Raw genomic sequence first — 17,301 nt, 5'->3', positions numbered from 1 at the left:
ATCAGGGGTTCTCTCCAGGCGTTACTTTGATCGTCTCGCGCGCAAGTACCGTTGCTTTCTGCTTCTGCACATAGCGCACTTCATAGGTGCCCGCCGTCGCCGGCATCCGCAGCTGCAACGGACTTCCCTCGCGGGTGTAGGTGTAGCTCTCGTATGAGCCGCCAGCCGCAGCCGGCTTGGCCACGGTGATGAAGTCGCCGGAATAGTCGGGGCCGGTCCAAGCCACGGTGATCCTCGAACCGGCCGTGGCGGTCGAGGGGATCTCCTGGAGACTCGCCGCGACCGCGGTGATGGTGATCGCTTCCCGCGCCAGCACTTTGTGTCCCTGGGCCTGGATATAGCGCACCTCATAGGCCCCGGCATCCGCCGGCATCAGCAGCCGCAGCGGGTTTCCATCGCGGGTATATGTGTAGTTTTCGTAGGAACCGCCGCGCGCCTCGGGCTTGGCCACCGAAATGAAGTCGGCGGAATAATCCGGACCGGTCCAGGCCATGGTCAGCGTGGAGCCTGCTTCCGCAGTCGCGGGAACCTCCACGCTCGCCGTGATATCGGTGACCGCTATCGTTTCACGCACCAGCACCTTGCGTCCGCTGTCGAGGACATAGCGCACCTCATAGGTGCCCGGGTCCTTCGGCAACAGCAGCTGCAGGGGGTTTCCTTTCCTCGTGTAGGCGTAGTTCTCGTATGCCCCACCCGCTGCGTCGGGCCTGGCCACCGAAATGTAGTCGCCGGGCTGGTCGGGGCCGGTCCAGGCCACGCGCACCGTGGCGCCGGCCGCCCCTGTCGCTGGCGCGTCGATGCTGGCGTCCAGCGCGACGATGATCGGCAGCGTCAGGCTGGAACCGGTGATCTGGCCTTCCGCGCTCGCACCGTCGGATGCGCGCTGCACGGTGACGTCATGCACGCCGCGGGGCAGCTTCACCTTGATGGCGCCGGCTTCGGCTTGCTCGTGGAGGATCTCGCCGGTCGCACCATGGCGGACGGTCCACGTCAGGCCCTGTCGGATGGTCGGTCCCTTCTCCTGATCGGTCGCCGACAGGCTGATTTCCACGGTTGCGACGGGTGCCGGTTCGGCTGCCGGCGCCGGCTTGGCGGCGGGCGCGACCTGCGCGGCACTGATCTGATCGAGCGCTGCGCGCAGCTCGTCGGCATCGTCGGCAAGGAAGAAGCGGCCGCCAGTGGCCTCTGCAATGCAGCTGAGCTCACCCTTCGCGCCCGCTTCTTCCGCGCCCAGGCCGAAACCCACGGTGTGCACGGTAAGCCCGATGCCCATCTTCTCCAGATTGGCGGCGGCCTGGCAGGGATCCTTGTGGCAGGTCTCCTGGCCGTCGGAAACGAGGATCACCGTGGCCTGGTTCTCGGTGGATTTCAGTACCTCCGCCGCGTGCTCGACGGCCGCGGTCATCGGGGTCATGCCGACCGGATTGACGCTGGCAATGGCCTTGCCGATCGCAGCACGGTCGGTGCCCACCGGAACCAGGGTCTGGATGTCGCCGCAGTCGCCCTTCCGGTTATGTCCATAGACCACCAGCCCCAGGCGCCGCTCTGGCGGCAGGTCGTTCAACAGGCTCTGCACGACGTCGCGGGCGATGGTGATCTTGGGCACGCCATCGATCTGTCCCCACATCGAACCGGAGGCATCGAACACCAGGATGGTGTCGCTGGCCGCGGTTTGCCGGGCCTGGGCACTGGCCAGAGGAGCGGCCAGGCCGACGATGAGTGCGAGCGTCAGGTGTCGAAGCATGCTGGTTCCCTGTCTTTCGTTTGATGGACGACACCCCGCCATGGGCGGAACATGCCTGCGCGTGACCGGCAGGCATGGCGGCGCATCCAGCAGTACACGATGCCGGTTACGTAAAGCGGACATCCGGCCGCAGCCGGGCAGGGCTGGCGGCCAGGGTCGTGTTCGACAGCACCGCGCGCGGGCACGCGACCGCAAACGCCGCGGCATTCCGGGGCCTGCTGCCGAACTAGAACCCGTAGCGCAGGAATCCGCCGTCCACCGCGATGCATTCACCGGTGACGTAGGACGACGCCGGCAGGCACAGGAAGGCCACCGCGGCGGCCACTTCCTCGGGTTCACCGATGCGCCCCATCGGCGTGCGCAGCAGCACGTCGTCGAGGTAATCCGGATCGGCCAGCGCCGGCGAGGTGCGGCGGGTGCGGATGTACCAGGGCGCGACGCTGTTCACGCGCACGCCGTCCTCGGCCCATTCGCAGGCGAGGTTGCGGGTCATCTGGTGCAGCGCGGCCTTGCTCATGCCGTAGGGCGCGCCGGTGCGGACATGGACGGCGCCGGAGACGCTGCCCACGTTCACGATGCTGCTCACCGCGTGCTGCGTCAGCAGCGGATAGGCATAGCGGCTGAGTTCAAAGGCGCTGAACAGGTTGACCTCGAAAATCTCGCGCCACTCGTCTTCGGTGTAGTCGATCGAGGATTTGGCCAGGTTGCCGCCGGCGTTGTTGACGAGGATGTTGAGGCCCTCGCCCTGGTCCTCGACCCAGTCCAGCAGTTCGCGACGCTGTTCGTCGTCGGCGACGTCGGCGATCAGCCCGCGCACGTCGCCTTCGGGGTGCTCCTCGAGCAGCTCCTCGCGCGTGGCCTCGAGCGCGTCGCCGTCGCGCGCTGCGATCAGCACGCGCGCACCGAAGCCGAGCAGTTCTGAAGCGATCGCACGGCCGATGCCGGCGCTGCCGCCGGTGACCAGGGCCAGCTGTCCATCGAGGCGCCAGCGCGACCGGTCCATGTTGCTCACGGCATGCAGAAGCAGTGGGCCACGGCCTTCACCGGGTGGCCGCCGCGCGCCATCACCTGTTCGATGAAGCGCAGCTCGGCGACGAGGTCTGGAGCCACCCTGGCCAGCAGGCTCTGGGCCAGGCCGCTGCGGGCCATCACGCTGGCGCCGACGCGGCTTTCGGCCATGCCGGCGACGAAGTTCTCGAACGGCGTCATCGGCTTCTCGATGTAGCTCACGCCCCAGCCGTCCTCACCCAGCTCGGCGCGCGAGGCGGCGTTGGCCAGCGCGTCGCGCAGGCCGCCGAACTCGTCGACCAGGCCGCGCTCCTTCGCCTGTGCGCCGCTCCACACGCGGCCGCGGGCCACGGTGTCGATCTGTTCCACGCTGCGCTCGCGCGCGGTCGCCACCTTGCCGATGAAGTCGCGATAGCCCTTGTCGATCACGCTCTGGATCACCGTGCCCACCTCGGGCTGCAGCGGGCGTGTGGGATCGAAGGCGCCGGCGAAGCGGGTGGTGCCGACGCCGTCGGTGCGCACGCCGATCTTCTCGAGCGTGCGCGGGATGGTCGGGAACATGCCGAAGATGCCGATCGAGCCGGTGATGGTGGACGGGTCGGCGTAGATCGCGTCGGCGTCCATGCTGATCCAGTAGCCGCCGGACGCGGCCATGTCGCCCATCGACACCACGACCGGCTTGCCGGCCTGCTTCAGCGCGACCACTTCGCGGCGGATCTGCTCGGAGGCGAAGACCTCGCCGCCGGGGGAGTCCACGCGCAGCACCACGGCCTTGACCTTGTCGTCATCGCGCGCCGCGCGCAGCAGGGCCGAGGTGGACTCGCCGCCGACGCTGCCCGGGTTCTGCTTGCCGCCCATGATCGCGCCCTCGGCGACCACCACCGCGACCTGCGGCCGTGCGTCGGTCGCCGCCATCGGGCTGGTGACGTGCTTGAGGTAGGCGTCGTAGGCGATCTCGCGCACGCCGCTGTCGTTGTCTTCGTCGGTTTCGCCGCGCTCGGCGAGCAGCTGCTGCACCTCTTCCAGCGTCTTCAGGCCATCGACCAGCCTGGTGTCCAGTGCCAGCTTCGCCAAGTCGCCACCGGCGGCCTGCACGCCCTGCGGCAGGTCGTCGATGCCGGCCGCCAGCGCCGCGGGATCGATCCCGCGCGCGGTCGCGATGTCGCCCATGAAGCGCTGCCAGATGTCGTTCATCCAGTACAGGTCGGCTTCCTTGGCCTCGGGCGAGGCCTGGTCGAGGATGTAGGGTTCGGCCGCGGACTTGAATTCGCCGACCTTGAACAGGTGGATGTCGACGCCGAGCTTGTCCTGGAGGCCTTCGCGGTAGTACTGGCGATAGCGTCCCAGGCCCTCGAGCACCAGGCCGCCGTAGGGATCCATGTAGACCTCGTCGGCCTGCGCGGCCAGCAGGTACTGCGCCTGGCCGAAGTAGTCACCGTAGGCGACGACCTCCTTGCCGGCCTCGCGCAGCGTCCCGATGGCGTTGGCGAGTTCGCGCATCGATGCGTAGCCGGAGAACGCCATGCGATCGGTGCGCAGCAGCACGCGCTCGATGCGCTCGTCTTCGGCGGCCTTCTCGATCACGCGCAGCAGGTCGCGCAGGCGGACCTCGGGCGTGTCCTGGCCGGTCATCTTGCCGAACGCACGGCTGACCGGGTCGACGCTGAACTGCTCGACCAGGGCACCTTCGGGCGCGATCACAAGGGTGGTGCGATCAAGCAGCGGCTTGGCCCGCTCGGCGCTGAAGATCGCCGCCAGCACGAGCAGCACCAGCAGCAGGAACAGCAGGTTGAACACCAGGCGACGGGTGAAATTGAGCGCGTCCCAGGCACCCACGATCACGCGGGCGATGGGGCCGCGTCGACGCGGCGCGGTCGGGGGCAGTGCTGACATGGCGGACAACCGGGAAAAGGCAATGCGGCCAGTATCGCCGCTGGCGGCGGGCGGCGTCATCCGCCATCGGTCACTGTGCTTCCGCGGCCGGGCGCCGTCAGCCAGGGTTCCGCGGGGGCAGCCGGCCGCTGCTGCACAGGAAGCGCCCGGCCATCAGCACGGCGGCGACCGACAGCCCGGCGATCAGACCGATCCACATGCCGCGTGGGCCCATGCCCAGCCCCAGCCCGAGTCCGGCGCCAATCACCATGCCCACGCCCCAGTAGGCGAAGGCCGCCAGCAGCATCGGCACGCGCGTGTCCTTCAGCCCGCGCAGCGCGCCGGCGGACAGCACCTGGACGCCATCGGGGAACTGGAACGCCGCCGCGAACAGCAGCAGCGACGCGGCCAGCCCCGCCACCGCTTCGTCGGCGGTGTAGACCGCGGCGATCGCGTCGTGGCCGAGCACCAGCACCAGCGCCGACAGCGCCTGGGTGCCCAGCACCAGGGCCAGCCCGGCCAGCATCGTCCTGCGCACGCCCTCGCGACCGCCGCCGGTGCCCAGGGCATGACCCACGCGCACCGTGGTGGCTTCGGCCACGCCAAAGGGGATCATGAAACACAGGCTGGCGACGTTCATCGCAACCTGGTGGGCCGCGGCCTCGAACTGCCCAAGCCGGCCGATCAGCAGCGCGGTGACGATGAACAGCCCGCCCTCCATCGCCACCGTCACCCCGATCGGCAGGCCGGTGCGCAGCAGGTCGCTGATCGGTTCCCGGCGCGGCGGGTCGAAGTGCGCGAACAGGCCCAGCGAGGCGAAGCGCTTCGCACGCGCAAGGTAGACGGCGAACGCGGCCGCCTGCGCCCACATCATCACCGCCGACGCCAGGCCCAGGCCGCCAGCGCCCATCTCCGGCACGCCGAAGGCGCCAAAAGCGAATACATAGCCCAGCGGCACCAGCAGCAGCAGGCCGCCGAAGCCGAGCAGCATGGTCGGCAGCGTCCAGTGCAGGCCGTCGCTCAGGTAGCGCATCGCGAAATACAGGGTCAGCGCCGGCACGCCCCAGCGGATGCCGTGCAGGAAGTCGCGTGCACCCGGCTGGATGTCTTCGGCGATGCCCATCGGCGCCAGCGCCAGCGGTGCAAGGCTGAGGAAGGCGAACAGCAGCACGCCAAGCGCCAGCGCCAGCCACAGCGACTGCCGGAACAGCGGCGCGATGGCGTCGCGGCGACCGGAACCGTTGAGCTGCGACACCGAGGGCGGCAGCGCCATCAGCGTGCCCATCGGCACCATCATCGGCAGCCAGAACACGGCCGTGCCCACCGACACCGCGGCCAGGGTGGCGGTGCCGTGGCGACCGGCGATCACGCTGTCGACGAAGCCGATCAGCCCGGTCGAAAGGTGCCCTGCCACCAGCGGCAGGGCGAGCATGGCGGTGGTGCGCACCTCGCCCGCGAAGCCCGGGACAGGGGTCTCGCGCACCCTGTCCGGGACGGAGTTCATTGGACCGGTGCCACCCTGCGCCGCAGCCAGCGGCTGCGCTGGGCCGGCGGCGTTGCGAGCAGTTCGATGCGCAGCTCGGCGCGCTCCTGCGGGGGGGTACGCACGGCAAGCACGACGAGGTCGTCTCGCGCCTGCGGGTCGAGGCCGCGCAGGGCCTCCACCAACGCGGTGCGCGCATCCAGCGGCACCTGGGCGATCAGCGGATGCAGCTGGGGGTAGTCGGCGCCAAGGTCCGGCCCCAGCAGCCAGCCGTGGCGGTCGCTGGCGTCGAGGGCGTCGAAGCGAGCGCGCAGGGCGGCCTGCTCGTCCGGCGTGCGCAGGGCGTGCTGCGCTGCGGCGCCGCGCAGCGACTGGCGCTCCGCGACGGAGAGGTCGCGCCAGGCCAGCCAGCGCTCGCGGCGCTCACCGCGCTGTTCGTGCGGCAGTGCGTCCCAGCGATCACGGCGCTGCGCCAGCTGCGCAAGGGCCGTGGGGTCGAGTGCATCCAGGCGTTCTTCCGCCGGGGCCGCGGGTCGCTCCGCAGGAATCCGGATCGCCGCCGCGGCGGGGACCGAAGGCGGGTCGGTGGCGATGGCACTGGCTCCCGCGTCGGCACCTGCAACGGGGTCCGCATCGGCCTCACCCTCGGCCAGCAGCCAGGCGTGGAACGCGGGATCGGCGGCGGCCGCGTCGGCTTCGCCGGCATCCAGCAGCAGGGCCAGGTCCGGGTGCAGCGCGAGCGCGTCCTGTTCGGGGTAGCGACCGGCCGGCGCTTCGGCCGCGGGGAGTGCTTCCACCAGAATGCCGTCCGGCGCTTGGGCCAGGCCCGCGGGAAGTCCATCGAAGCGAACGAAGGTCGCGACCAGGCCCAGCACGGTGGCGGCCGCCACCAGCCACAGCGTCGTGCGAACGCCCCGGCCAGCGGGAGCGCGCGTCGGCGCGCCATCGCCAGGGCCGGGCGCCGCGCGCGCTGCCGCAGCCGATCGCGTCGACGGGGCCGGCTGCACGTGCGGCTGTGCCCGCAGCAGGTCCTGCACGGCTCGGCCCAGCGCTTGCCAAGCGTCGACATCGGCGTTGCCATCGGCGTCGCGGGGCAGCGCGCGCTGCAACCCCAGGCGATAGGTCGGTCGCGCGATGCCGAGGACGGTCGCAGCGTCGGACTCGGCCAGCCCTGCGACCAGGCGCAGCAGCAGGGCCGCGCGCGGACCGTGGCCAATCCGCGACAGCCATTCGAAGTCGGGCTCCCAGTGTGGGTCCGGCGGCGGCCGGCGCATCGCCGGTGCTGCCAGCAGCAGCGACCAGAAGCGGCGCGGCCATTCCCCGAACGGCGTCCGCCCCGCCTCGCGCGCGAACCGCTCCAGCGCCCAGGCCAAGGCGTCGTCGCCGGCCGCGCGGGAACCCGCAAGCAGCCATGCGAACGCATGGCCGCGGCGTTCGACACCGCGCAGGAACGCGCGCAGCGCAGTGGGTGCGGCGAGGTCGGCGGGGTCGGGCGGGCGTGGTGGGGTCATGGGGTCGGGCGCGTGGAGGGCGCCATCATAGCGGTGGCAGCGGCCGTGGCCGGCCCTTGACGGCGCGCACAGTTTGCGCTCCACCGCGGGCACTCGGCCGTTTCCCGCTGCCGAAGGTTGTTCACAGCGGTCACGCAAATGTCATTGACGGAACCTTCACGGCAACGTGGAGCATTGCGACAGTCATGTTTCACGGCCAAGTGACTGTATCCACTCGCTTTTCAGGCAATGGTGCTTTTTTAGCCAACGCTGCCTGAACGTTGTTCCCACGCGGTTTGGGGGTCCCGGCGCATGGACCATGCACAGACTTATCCACAGCTTGTGTGGATAAACAAAATTCCTTTGAGGTTCCGGTACTTGCAGCCTAATCGTAGTTTGCAAGGCAACATTGGCTCGCAACCGGCATGGGTGCCGCGGGGACGACTCGCTAGACTGCCGCGATGCCCGCCAACGTCCTGCGCGTCGCCCTGCCGCTGCCGATGCCGCGGCTGTTCGACTACCTCGCTCCCGGTGCCACAAACGCCTCCCCGGATGATGTCGGCAGGCGCGTTCGCGTCCCCTTCGGCCCGCGCGAACTCGTGGGCGTGGTGGCTGCCGCGGGCCCGGCCGCAGCGAACGCGCCGGCGCTGCGGGAGGCGCTGGCCTGGCTTGATCCCGGCCCGCTGTTCCATGGCGAGCTGCTGGCCACTGGCCAATGGCTGGCCCGCTACCTGCACGCGCCCCTGGGCGAAGTCCTGGCCACCGCACTGCCGGCGGCGCTGCGCCGTGGAGGCCCACTCCCGGACACCGTCGTCTGGGGCCGGGCGCTGACGGCAGCCGGCGCCACGGCGATCGGGGACCTGAAGCGCGGTGCACGCCCGCGGCGGCTGGCCGAAGCGCTGCGCGACGGCGTGGTCGCCGAAGACATGCTGGATGACGCCATCGAAGGCTGGCGCACGGCGGCGCGCAGCCTGGAGGCCCGCGGGCTGCTTGAGCGGGTGGCCATCACCGGGCCGGCGGCACCAGCCACGGGCGGACCCGCCCACGCGCCCAATGCGGAGCAGGCCGCCGCCCTGGAGTCGCTGCGCGCCGTCCAGGGCTTCGCCTCGGTGCTGCTCGAGGGCGTGACCGGCAGCGGCAAGACCGAGGTCTACCTGCAGGCCATCGCCGAGCGCTGCCTGGCCCACGGCCGGCAGGCGCTGGTGCTGGTGCCGGAGATCGGCCTGACGCCGCAGATGCTGGCGCGCTTCCGGGCGCGGCTGGGGGTACCGGTGCATGCCTTGCATTCGGGACTTTCCGACGGCGAACGCGCGCACGCCTGGGCGGCCGCATGGCGCGGCGAGGCGCAGGTGATCGTGGGCACGCGCTCGGCCGTCTTCGCGCCCCTGCCCCAGGCCGGGCTGATCGTGGTCGACGAAGAGCACGACGGCAGCTACAAGCAGCAGGACGGCATCCGCTACCACGCCCGCGACGTGGCCCTGGTGCGCGGCAAGGCGCTGGACATCCCGGTGCTGCTGGGCAGCGCGACGCCGTCGCTTGAAACCCTGCACAACGCGCGCGCCGGCCGCCATGCCCACCTGCAGCTGCGCCAGCGCGCAGGCGAAGCCAGGCCGCCGCGCGTGCGCGTGCATGACGTGCGCAAGCGGCCGCTGCACGCCGGGCTGTCGGACGAACTCCTGGCCGCGACCCGCCGCGCTCTCGACGCCGGGGGACAGGTGCTGGTGTTCAAGAACCGCCGCGGCTACGCGCCGGTGCTGCTCTGCCACGACTGCGGCTGGAGCGCGGCATGTTCGCGCTGCAGCACGCCCGAGCGTGCGATCCCGATGACCGTGCACGCTGGCGGCCGCCGGCTGCAGTGCCACCACTGCGGTTCACGGCGGCCGGTGCCGATGGCCTGTCCCGACTGCGCGGGCTTGGCGCTGCAGCCGCAGGGCGTGGGCACCGAACGCATCGAAGAACTGCTGGCCGCGCGCTTCGGCGACGTTCCGGTGCTGCGCATCGACAGCGCCAGCACCCGCCGCCGCGACGGCCTGGCGCGCGAACTGGCGAAGCTCGAGGACGGTCCCGGGATCCTCGTCGGCACACAGATGCTGGCCAAGGGCCACGACCTGCCGAAGCTGGTGCTGGTGTGCGTGGTCGGCATCGACGAGGGCCTGTTCTCGGCCGACTTCCGCGCCAGCGAGAAGCTGGCCCAGCTGCTGATCCAGGTGTCGGGCCGCGCCGGCCGCGCCGAGCGCCCGGGCGAGGTGCTGCTGCAGACCCACCATCCCGAGCATCCGCTGCTGGAGGTGCTGGTCAACGGCGGCTATCGCGCATTCGCCGACGCCGAACTTGCGCAGCGCGCCGCCGCCGGCTTCCCGCCGTTTGCGCACATGGCGCTGCTGCGCGCCGAAGCCCAGCAGGCGGGCTTGCCGGAGGCGTTCCTGCAGGGGGCGGCTGAAGCCTTCCAGCAAGCGCGCAATGCGCTGCCGCCTGCGCAGGCGCGAACGCTGCAGGTCATCGGCCCGATCCCGGCGCCGATGCCGCGTCGCGCCGGCATGCACCGCGCCCAGCTGCTGTTGTCATCGCCCGGGCGACCGGCGCTGCACGCGCTGCTCGATGCCGTGGTCGCGGCCTTGCACGCGCTGCCGGAAGCACGCCGCGTACGCTGGTCGCTCGACGTGGACCCCACCGACCTGTATTGAAACGCGACCTCTTCCCCGTGGGATCCGCCGTGTGTGGGAGAGGCTGCTCCATCCGCAGCCCCATGAAGGCGGTCTGGCAGGTCAGGGTTTGGGTGGGGTCTTGGCGCGCCTGGGGGCTTTGGCCGCGGGGGCCTTGGCTACGGGCACCTTGGCCGCGCCGGTGTTTTTCGCCGCCTCGGGCGCGGAGGCCGCGCTGGTCGCTGTCTGTTTGCGCCCGCGCGCGCTGCGGCTGCGCACCTCGATCACCTGCCCCTGGCGGCGCACTTCGAACAGGCCGATCGCCTCGATCAGGTCGCTGAGCTTGCGGTAGCCGTGGTTGCGCGAGTCGAACGAGCCCTGGTTGCCGATGTGGCTGCCGACCGCGCCGAGCTTCGACCAGCCGTCCTCGCCCTGGGTCGCGTCGACCGCGCCGCGCAGCAGGCGCACCAGGTCGGCGTCCTCCTGGAGCTGCAGCGTCGAGGGCGCCCGGCTTGCGTCGGAACCGCCGTCGTCCTCGGGCTCGCCAAGCTTCTCCAGGTACAGGAAGGTCGAACACGCCCGCACGAACGGCTCCGGCGTCTTCTCCTGCCCGAAACCGTACACCGCCACGCCGTCGTTGCGCAGTCGCATCACCAGCGGGGTGAAGTCGGCGTCGGACGAGACGATCGCGAAGCCGTCGAGGTTGCCCGCGTACAGCAGGTCCATGGCGTCGATCACCATCGCCATGTCCGAGGCGTTCTTGCCGGTGGTGTAGGCGAACTGCTGGATCGGGCGGATGGCCCAGGTATGCAGGCACTTCTCCCAGCCCACCAGGTGCTGGCTCTTCCAGTTGCCGTAGGCGCGGCGCACGTTGGCCACGCCGTGGCGCGCGATCTCGGCGAGGATCACTTCGATCTTCGACGCCGGCGCGTTGTCGGCGTCGATCAGCAGCGCGATGCGTTTTTCACGGTCGGACATGCGGGAGGATCCTCGACGGGCGCCGGAGCGGCGGGATGCGCGCACAATAGCAACCGGCGCACCGCCCTTCCCGCATGCGCAGGCCCTGGGCTACCTTGGCACGCCCACCACTCCACCGCCGGCGGCTGGCCCGTCGCTGCCATCGACCCGGGCAGGAGCCTCCACGCATGATCGAAGTCGCCACCGCAAACCTGCTCGTCGCGCTGGCGGTGACCACCGCGGCGGGCCTCGCCACCGGCGTCGGTGGCCTGCTGGTCTTCGCGCAGGCTCGGCCCAATGCGCGACTGCTCGCGTTCGGCCTGGCTTTCGCCGGCGGCGCGATGGTCTACGTGTCGCTGTCGGAGATCCTCAACAAGTCGATCGACTCCTTCAGCCAGGGCTATGGCGAGCGCCTGGGCTTCAGCTTCGGCACCATGGCCTTCCTCGCCGGCGTCGGCCTGATCATGCTGGTCGACCGCCTGGTGCCGAACCCGCACGAGCGGCTGGAAGCCGACGACCCTTTCTTCCGCGAGCACAACGCCGCCTACATCAAGCGCGTCGGCCTGCTGACCGCGCTTGCGATCACGGTGCACAACTTCCCGGAAGGCCTTGCGACTTTCTTCGCCACGCTGGAGAACCCGGGCGTGGGCATGCCGCTGGCCTTCGCCATCGCCATCCACAACGTGCCCGAAGGCATCGCGATCGCGGTGCCGGTCTACTTCGCCACCAACAGCAAGGGCTATGCCTTCGGCGCCTGCCTGCTCTCGGGTCTGGCCGAGCCGCTGGGCGCGATCATCGGCTATGCGCTGCTGCGGCCCTGGCTGTCGGACGCGGTGTTCGGCAGCGTGTTCGGGATTATCGCCGGGGTGATGGTGTTCCTGGCGCTGGACGAGCTGTTGCCGGCGGCCAAGCGCTACGCGAAGGGCCACGAGACCGTGTACGGGCTGGTGAGCGGCATGGCCGTGCTGGCGGTGAGCCTGGTGCTGTTCAAGTGGTGAGCGACGCCCTGCACCAGGGTCGCAGCGGATAAGCGCGGCGGAACGAAAAAGCCCGGCCTGCGCCGGGCTTTCCACGGGCGATCCGCGCCGCGATCAGGCCGCGAACAGCGCCTTCATCTTCTTCAGCGCGTTGGCCTCGACCTGGCGGATGCGCTCGGCGGACACGCCGTACTCGTCGGCCAGCTCCTGCAGGGTGACCTTGTTGTCGGCGTCCAGCCAGCGGCGCTTGACGATGTCGCGCGAGCGCTCGTCCAGGCGCGACATGCCCTCGCGCAGCAGTTCGAGCTGGCTGGACTGGCTGTCTTCGCGCTCGTAGGCCTGCGAAGGATCCTCGTCGCGCGACATCAGGTAGGCGGCCGGCGCCGGCGGCGCGCGCTCGTCATCCTCGTCGGCGGACATGTCGAAGCCGATGTCGCGCCCGGACAGGCGCGACTCCATCTCCAGCACCTCGCGCTCGGAGACGTTGAGGTCCTTGGCCACCGCGCTGACCTCGGCGGCGTTGAGCCAGCCCAGGCGCTTCTTGCTGCGGCGCAGATTGAAGAACAGCTTGCGCTGCGCCTTGGTGGTGGCGACCTTGACGATGCGCCAGTTCTTGATGATGTACTCGTGCATCTCGGCGCGGATCCAGTGCACCGCGAACGAGACCAGGCGCACGCCGACATCCGGGTCGAAGCGCTTCACCGCCTTCATCAGGCCGATGTTGCCCTCCTGGATCAGGTCGCCCAGCGGCAGGCCGTAGCCGTTGTAGCCGCGGGCCACGTGGACCACGAAGCGCAGGTGCGACATCACCAGGTCACGGGCGGCACCGAGGTCTTCCTCATCGTGGAAGCGACGGGCAAGCGCCTGTTCGTCTTCAACCGTGAGGATGGGGATCTGGTGCACCGCACCGATGTACGCGTCCAGCGAGCCGAGCGCGCTGGGAATCGGCAGGTTGTTGGGAACGAGCGGATAGCTGGGGGCGGTTGCAGTCATGGCAGCGATTTTAGCAGTGGTCTGTTAAGACTGCTAAACGATGGGAAAGTTCATTCATCCTACAGATAGAACAATAAACCGATTAAATCACGACTCGCCGCGCGCAGAACTCCAATTGCAGCCAGGAGGAAGCCGCGGGAGCGCGCCCCGGTCCGGTGCGGCCCAGGGCGCGCCGGCCATCAAAGGCCTCCGGCCGCATCCACCTCCCTGTACATGATGGTGCTCAGGTCGACGCCGGACGGCAGGTGGCAGCTGAAGTTGAGGGTCGCGCTGGCCGTCCCCTTGTCGACGCCGTTCCAGGTCAGCCAGGCGCTCCCGGCGGCCGGCACCACGATGCTGCCTGCGGTGTACGTCGGGGCGTCGGCGGTCCCTGCCACCAGCTGGCATTGGACCGTGACCGGCGGCGCCTCGCCGATCATCGCAAAGCGCGCGCTCACCGACGCGCCGCCGGGAGGAGCCGCAGAGTCGGCAGGCAGCGAGCACGATACGAAGACCGACGGGCCACCCTGGTTGGTGATGCCGATCGGGCGCTTGCGAAGCGTGGTGTCGAAGACCGGCAGCGGCGCCTCGCACACCGCCGTGGCACTGACGCGCTGCACGCGCTCGGTGGCGGCGCTGGCTGCAGGCGCGTGCAGCATTGCGAAAAGCCCCAGGGCACAGCTGGCGGCGGCGGACATGCGGCAAGGGAAGGACATGGGCATGAATCGGTTCTCCATGGCTGGGACGGCTCAGAGCCGGCCCGCGGAATCGGTCTGGGTGTAGGTGACGGTTTCCATGGCCACGCCGGGGGGCAGGTGGCAGTTGAAGGAATAGGTCCCGGAGGTGCTCCACTTGTTGATCTGCTGCCAGGCGACGCTGGCGCGGCCACCGGCGGGGATCGCCTGCTCCGCACCCACGTAGAACACCTGCGCGTCGCGCGTCCCGGACACCATGGTGCAGCTGACGCTGGCGGCGTCGCCGCTGCTCTTGAACGTGACCCGCACGGCGCCCGTAGTGGACTGGCCGTAATCGTCGGTGGCCAGCGTGCAGGAGACGAAAACCGGCTGGGCGCCCTGGTTCTGGACCGCGACCGGCCGCCTGCGCAGGTTGACGTTGAAGTGCGGCAGCGGCGCATCGCAAATGCCGGTGGCTGAAACATTGATGGTGCGCGTGGTCGCCGCGGACGCGTCGACGGGCTGCAGGAGGAGGGAGACGAACACGCACAGGCCGGCCGAAGCCAGGGCACGCGGGAAGCGGCGATCGATCATGGATGTGCTCCGGGATGCGGAAGGAAGGCTGGACATGTCAGATACCGCCGGCGCTGTCTTCTTCGCTGGCGTAGACCTTGGTCATCTGGACCCCCGGCGCCAGTGAACACATGAAGGCGAACAGGCCGTCCGCGCTCTGCTTGTCGAGGCCGCTCCAGGTGAACCAGGTCCTGCTGCCCGGCGCAATCGAGCGCGAGCGCACGTCGTACACCGGCAGGTCGGCGCTGCCGGTGACCACGGTGCAATTCACGGTGGCACTTGCCGCGGCCGTGGACGCGAAGTGGATTTCGACCCAGGCCTCGCCGACGTCGCCCACCGGATCGCTCGGCATCGCGCAGTTGACGAAGACGGGCAGGTTGCCGACGTTGTCGACCCTCAGCGGCGCCTTGCGCAGGTGGGCGTCGTAGACGGGCAGCGGCGCCTCGCAGATCCCGCTGGGACGGGTATAGCGGGAGCGCTGGGCGGCGGCCTCGGCATCGGGCACGTGCAGTCCGGCGGCCAAGGCCAGGACACAGCTGGCCGCCAACAGGGGCGGCATCGTGGAAGTGAGCATGGAACGGGTCTCCTCTCGGGTTGCGGACGCGCCAACCGGCGGCCCTGACCACTCCTATCGAGGAAAGCGCGCTGCTCCCGCCATCGTAGGCGGCGCTTCAGGCGCCGCGTCGCGCCAGCGCCCAGCGGTACAGGGCGACATCGCCGGCGTGGTGGCGTTCGATGCGGGCCTGCAGCTGCGGATCGATGTCGTAACCAGACTCCCCGCACTCCGGGTTCACCAGTTCGGCGGCGTCCACCGCCTCCCAGCCCAGGCGCTGCGCGAGGCGCTCGAGGTCGGCATGGTAGTGCTCGGTGATGCCGATGAAATCGAAACGCTCGGGGTCGAAGCCCCACAGGTACTGCCGGTAGACGTTGCGCATCTCCGGCCCAAGCGCGAAGCGTTCGAACGTCCACTGTTCGCGCAGCATCCGGTTGCGCAGCGGCTGGGCGGGGTCGTCGCCGTCGTAGTCGCGGCGCCAGAACGCGTAATGCGAGGCCAGGCGCTGCACGGGATCGCGCATCCAGGTGATCCAGCGCGCCGGCCGCCGGCCCAGCGCGATGCGGTATTTCAAGGCCAGGAAATGCCCATGGATGCAGGTCGCATCGACCGGGACGCCTCCGCGCAGCGCCAGGCCGCCACGCAAGGCGTGCTTGCGCCTGCGCAGCGCGCCGTACTGCATGGGCAGGTCGGCATAGTCATCGCGATAGCCGTCGCCATTGGCCGCGCGCAGGGTTTCGGCAAAGCTGGTCCCGGCGGTCTTGGGAAGGTGCAGGGACACCAGCAGCGGCATGTCCATCACATCGCCTCCAGCTCCGCCCTCGGCGGCAGCGACCAGTCCAGCGCCGCGCCGCCGCTGTGGGTGAGGTACGCGTTGGTCGCGGAGAAGTGCCCGCAGCCCAGGAAGCCGCGGTGCGCGGACAGTGGCGACGGGTGCGTGCTGCGCAGCACGCGGTGCCGGTTGGCGTCGATCACCTTGCCCTTCGCCTGCGCATACGCGCCCCAGAGCATGAACACCAGGCCGTCGCGCTCGCGGTTGAGCACATCGACCACGTGGTCGGTGAAGCCTTCCCAGCCTTTGCGCTGGTGCGAGCCCGGGCATCCTTCTTCGACCGTCAGCACGGCATTGAGCAGCAGCACGCCGCGGCGTGCCCAAGGCAGCAGGCAGCCATGGTCGGGGCGGGTCATGCCGAGGTCGCGCTGGATCTCCTTGTAGATGTTGTCCAGCGACGGCGGCACGCGCACGCCCGGACGGACGGAGAAACACAGGCCATGTGCCTGGCCGGCTCCGTGATAGGGATCCTGGCCGAGCACGACCACCCGCACGTCGTCGAAAGGCGTGGCGTCGAAGGCGGCGAAGATGTCCGGACCAGGAGGAAAGATCCGCACGCCGGCGGCCTGGCGCTCGCGCAGGAAGGCCGACAGCGCCAGCATGTCATCGCGCTCGAACCAGTCGCCTACCCGCGCCTTCCAGGATGACTCCAGGCGAACGCGGCCTGCCGCTTCGCTCATCCGTCGGCCACCGCGGTTTCGGGCAGGCGTGAAAGCCGCAGCTGGAACAGCGCCTTGGTCACCAGCAGCCGCTCCTCGATCGGCTTGAGCACGAGGTCGTTGGCGCCATCGCGCAGCAGCGCGGCCTGGTTTTCGGCATTGGCATCGCCGGTCATCACCAGCACCGGCAGCCGGCGCTTGGACCAGCCGAATTCGCCGCGGATCGCCTGCACCAGGTGGCCGCCGTCGAGCTCGCCCTTGAGGTAGACATCGGTCAGCACGAGGTCGATGCCCGGCGCCTCGCCGGCCGCGATGCGCTCGTGCAGGAACTCCAGCGCGGCTTCGACGCTGGTCAGGTGCACCACCTCCATCTGCTGCGCCTTGAGCATGCGCGTGGTCGCAAGCGCCACGGTGCGGCTGTCTTCGACGTACAGCACGCGGGCGCCGGGGATCGGCGCCGGCTGCACGTAGCCGCGGATGAATTCGGCCAGCGCGCGATGGCCGTGGGACTTGTCGAAGTAATCGGTGATGTCGTCGCTGAAGCGCCGGCCCTCGAGGTGCTCCTGGGCGTTGCCCGAGACCACGATCACCGGCACGTAGCGCTGGCCGGCCGCGGCTCGCACGGCCATGGCCAGCTGCTGGCCGTGCCCGTCGGGAAGGACCAGCGAGGTGGTGGCGAGATCGATGGGCGCGGCCGCCAGCGCGGCATGGGCTTCGGCCAGGCCGGCGCAGGATATGACCTCGGCCTGCGGCAACTGGTCGCGCAGCACGTCGCCGATCAGCTTGCGCACCAGGCGCGAACCGTCGACCACCATGATCCGTGGACTGCTGCCATCGAGATGGCGGATATCGGTCACGGTCACGG

Annotated in this window: 15 protein-coding genes; 2 read left to right on the top strand and 13 right to left on the bottom strand. The window is 70.0% G+C overall.

Features of this window, described 5'->3' with window-relative positions; all coding sequences use genetic code 11:
• Position 1: 1 nt before the first annotated feature.
• The 5 genes from WCE37_RS07825 to WCE37_RS07805 form a co-directional block, all read right to left on the bottom strand.
• Positions 2 to 1,744: a VWA domain-containing protein gene (locus WCE37_RS07825; RefSeq protein WP_343278852.1), complete on the bottom strand. Its 1,743-nt coding sequence runs from the start codon at positions 1,742 to 1,744 to the stop codon at positions 2 to 4.
• A 226-nt stretch (positions 1,745 to 1,970) separates the two neighbouring features.
• Complete coding sequence (locus WCE37_RS07820) at positions 1,971 to 2,747, bottom strand: SDR family oxidoreductase (protein WP_343278851.1); 777 nt, start codon at positions 2,745 to 2,747, stop codon at positions 1,971 to 1,973.
• A gap of 5 nt (positions 2,748 to 2,752) precedes the next feature.
• Complete coding sequence (gene sppA, locus WCE37_RS07815) at positions 2,753 to 4,645, bottom strand: signal peptide peptidase SppA (RefSeq protein WP_343278850.1); 1,893 nt, start codon at positions 4,643 to 4,645, stop codon at positions 2,753 to 2,755.
• A 97-nt stretch (positions 4,646 to 4,742) separates the two neighbouring features.
• Positions 4,743 to 6,128 carry an MATE family efflux transporter gene (locus WCE37_RS07810; RefSeq protein ID WP_343278849.1) on the bottom strand — a complete coding sequence of 462 codons (1,386 nt, stop codon included), beginning with the start codon at positions 6,126 to 6,128 and terminating at the stop codon, positions 4,743 to 4,745.
• Positions 6,125 to 7,618 carry a DUF3106 domain-containing protein gene (locus WCE37_RS07805; RefSeq protein ID WP_343278848.1) on the bottom strand — a complete coding sequence of 498 codons (1,494 nt, stop codon included), beginning with the start codon at positions 7,616 to 7,618 and terminating at the stop codon, positions 6,125 to 6,127. The genes WCE37_RS07810 and WCE37_RS07805 overlap by 4 nt, the downstream gene beginning before the upstream one ends.
• 440 nt (positions 7,619 to 8,058) lie before the next feature.
• Here WCE37_RS07805 and WCE37_RS07800 point away from each other — a divergent pair, with 440 nt between their 5' ends.
• Positions 8,059 to 10,281, top strand: coding sequence for a primosomal protein N' (locus WCE37_RS07800; protein ID WP_343278847.1), 2,223 nt, complete (start codon positions 8,059 to 8,061; stop codon positions 10,279 to 10,281).
• Between the two features lie 81 nt (positions 10,282 to 10,362).
• Here the strand turns inward: WCE37_RS07800 and WCE37_RS07795 are convergent, their stop codons facing one another.
• Positions 10,363 to 11,217, bottom strand: a complete 855-nt coding sequence (locus WCE37_RS07795) for an NYN domain-containing protein (RefSeq protein WP_343278846.1) — start codon at positions 11,215 to 11,217, stop codon at positions 10,363 to 10,365.
• 167 nt (positions 11,218 to 11,384) lie between these two features.
• Here WCE37_RS07795 and zupT point away from each other — a divergent pair, with 167 nt between their 5' ends.
• Positions 11,385 to 12,194 carry a zinc transporter ZupT gene (zupT, locus tag WCE37_RS07790; protein ID WP_343278845.1) on the top strand — a complete coding sequence of 270 codons (810 nt, stop codon included), beginning with the start codon at positions 11,385 to 11,387 and terminating at the stop codon, positions 12,192 to 12,194.
• Positions 12,195 to 12,287: 93 nt separating this feature from the next.
• On the opposite strand, the gene rpoH is transcribed toward zupT, so the two are convergent.
• The 7 genes from rpoH to WCE37_RS07755 all read right to left on the bottom strand — a co-directional run bounded on the left by rpoH (position 12,288) and on the right by WCE37_RS07755 (position 17,299).
• The gene (gene rpoH / locus WCE37_RS07785; protein ID WP_343255569.1) at positions 12,288 to 13,166 is read right to left on the bottom strand and encodes an RNA polymerase sigma factor RpoH; all 879 of its coding nucleotides are present in this window, start codon (positions 13,164 to 13,166) and stop codon (positions 12,288 to 12,290) included.
• Positions 13,167 to 13,345: 179 nt separating this feature from the next.
• On the bottom strand, positions 13,346 to 13,861 hold the full coding sequence (locus WCE37_RS07780) for a hypothetical protein (RefSeq protein ID WP_343278844.1): 516 nt from the start codon (positions 13,859 to 13,861) through the stop codon (positions 13,346 to 13,348).
• A 33-nt stretch (positions 13,862 to 13,894) separates the two neighbouring features.
• Complete coding sequence (locus tag WCE37_RS07775; RefSeq protein ID WP_343278843.1) at positions 13,895 to 14,413, bottom strand: hypothetical protein; 519 nt, start codon at positions 14,411 to 14,413, stop codon at positions 13,895 to 13,897.
• A 37-nt stretch (positions 14,414 to 14,450) separates the two neighbouring features.
• The gene (locus WCE37_RS07770) at positions 14,451 to 14,966 is read right to left on the bottom strand and encodes a hypothetical protein (RefSeq protein WP_343278842.1); all 516 of its coding nucleotides are present in this window, start codon (positions 14,964 to 14,966) and stop codon (positions 14,451 to 14,453) included.
• Between the two features lie 97 nt (positions 14,967 to 15,063).
• A complete protein-coding gene (locus WCE37_RS07765) occupies positions 15,064 to 15,744 on the bottom strand; it encodes a hypothetical protein (RefSeq protein WP_343278841.1) in 681 nt (226 codons plus the stop codon).
• The gene (ung, locus tag WCE37_RS07760) at positions 15,744 to 16,457 is read right to left on the bottom strand and encodes a uracil-DNA glycosylase (RefSeq protein ID WP_343278840.1); all 714 of its coding nucleotides are present in this window, start codon (positions 16,455 to 16,457) and stop codon (positions 15,744 to 15,746) included. The genes WCE37_RS07765 and ung overlap by 1 nt, the downstream gene beginning before the upstream one ends.
• Positions 16,454 to 17,299 carry a response regulator gene (locus tag WCE37_RS07755; RefSeq protein ID WP_343278839.1) on the bottom strand — a complete coding sequence of 282 codons (846 nt, stop codon included), beginning with the start codon at positions 17,297 to 17,299 and terminating at the stop codon, positions 16,454 to 16,456. Before WCE37_RS07755 ends, ung begins: the two co-directional genes overlap by 4 nt.
• Positions 17,300 to 17,301: the final 2 nt, after the last annotated feature.

It is taken from the genome of Luteimonas sp. MJ250, assembly GCF_039548455.1.
In the GTDB taxonomy this organism is placed as follows: Bacteria; Pseudomonadota; Gammaproteobacteria; order Xanthomonadales; family Xanthomonadaceae; genus Luteimonas.
This window is presented reverse-complemented; position numbering and strand designations above follow the sequence as displayed.

Excerpts from the sequence above, each read along its gene's own strand:
- WCE37_RS07810 (WP_343278849.1), bottom strand. The coding sequence starts at position 6,128 with ATGAACTCCGTCCCGGACAGGGTGCGCGAGACCCCTGTCCCGGGCTTC.
- WCE37_RS07795 (WP_343278846.1), bottom strand. The coding sequence starts at position 11,217 with ATGTCCGACCGTGAAAAACGCATCGCGCTGCTGATCGACGCCGACAAC.
- WCE37_RS07820 (WP_343278851.1), bottom strand. The coding sequence starts at position 2,747 with ATGGACCGGTCGCGCTGGCGCCTCGATGGACAGCTGGCCCTGGTCACC.
- WCE37_RS07805 (WP_343278848.1), bottom strand. The coding sequence starts at position 7,618 with ATGACCCCACCACGCCCGCCCGACCCCGCCGACCTCGCCGCACCCACT.
- zupT (WP_343278845.1), top strand. The coding sequence starts at position 11,385 with ATGATCGAAGTCGCCACCGCAAACCTGCTCGTCGCGCTGGCGGTGACC.
- WCE37_RS07770 (WP_343278842.1), bottom strand. The coding sequence starts at position 14,966 with ATGCTCACTTCCACGATGCCGCCCCTGTTGGCGGCCAGCTGTGTCCTG.
- WCE37_RS07800 (WP_343278847.1), top strand. The coding sequence starts at position 8,059 with ATGCCCGCCAACGTCCTGCGCGTCGCCCTGCCGCTGCCGATGCCGCGG.
- WCE37_RS07765 (WP_343278841.1), bottom strand. The coding sequence starts at position 15,744 with ATGGACATGCCGCTGCTGGTGTCCCTGCACCTTCCCAAGACCGCCGGG.
- ung (WP_343278840.1), bottom strand. The coding sequence starts at position 16,457 with ATGAGCGAAGCGGCAGGCCGCGTTCGCCTGGAGTCATCCTGGAAGGCG.
- rpoH (WP_343255569.1), bottom strand. The coding sequence starts at position 13,166 with ATGACTGCAACCGCCCCCAGCTATCCGCTCGTTCCCAACAACCTGCCG.
- WCE37_RS07775 (WP_343278843.1), bottom strand. The coding sequence starts at position 14,413 with ATGATCGATCGCCGCTTCCCGCGTGCCCTGGCTTCGGCCGGCCTGTGC.
- WCE37_RS07780 (WP_343278844.1), bottom strand. The coding sequence starts at position 13,861 with ATGTCCTTCCCTTGCCGCATGTCCGCCGCCGCCAGCTGTGCCCTGGGG.
- sppA (WP_343278850.1), bottom strand. The coding sequence starts at position 4,645 with ATGTCAGCACTGCCCCCGACCGCGCCGCGTCGACGCGGCCCCATCGCC.
- WCE37_RS07825 (WP_343278852.1), bottom strand. The coding sequence starts at position 1,744 with ATGCTTCGACACCTGACGCTCGCACTCATCGTCGGCCTGGCCGCTCCT.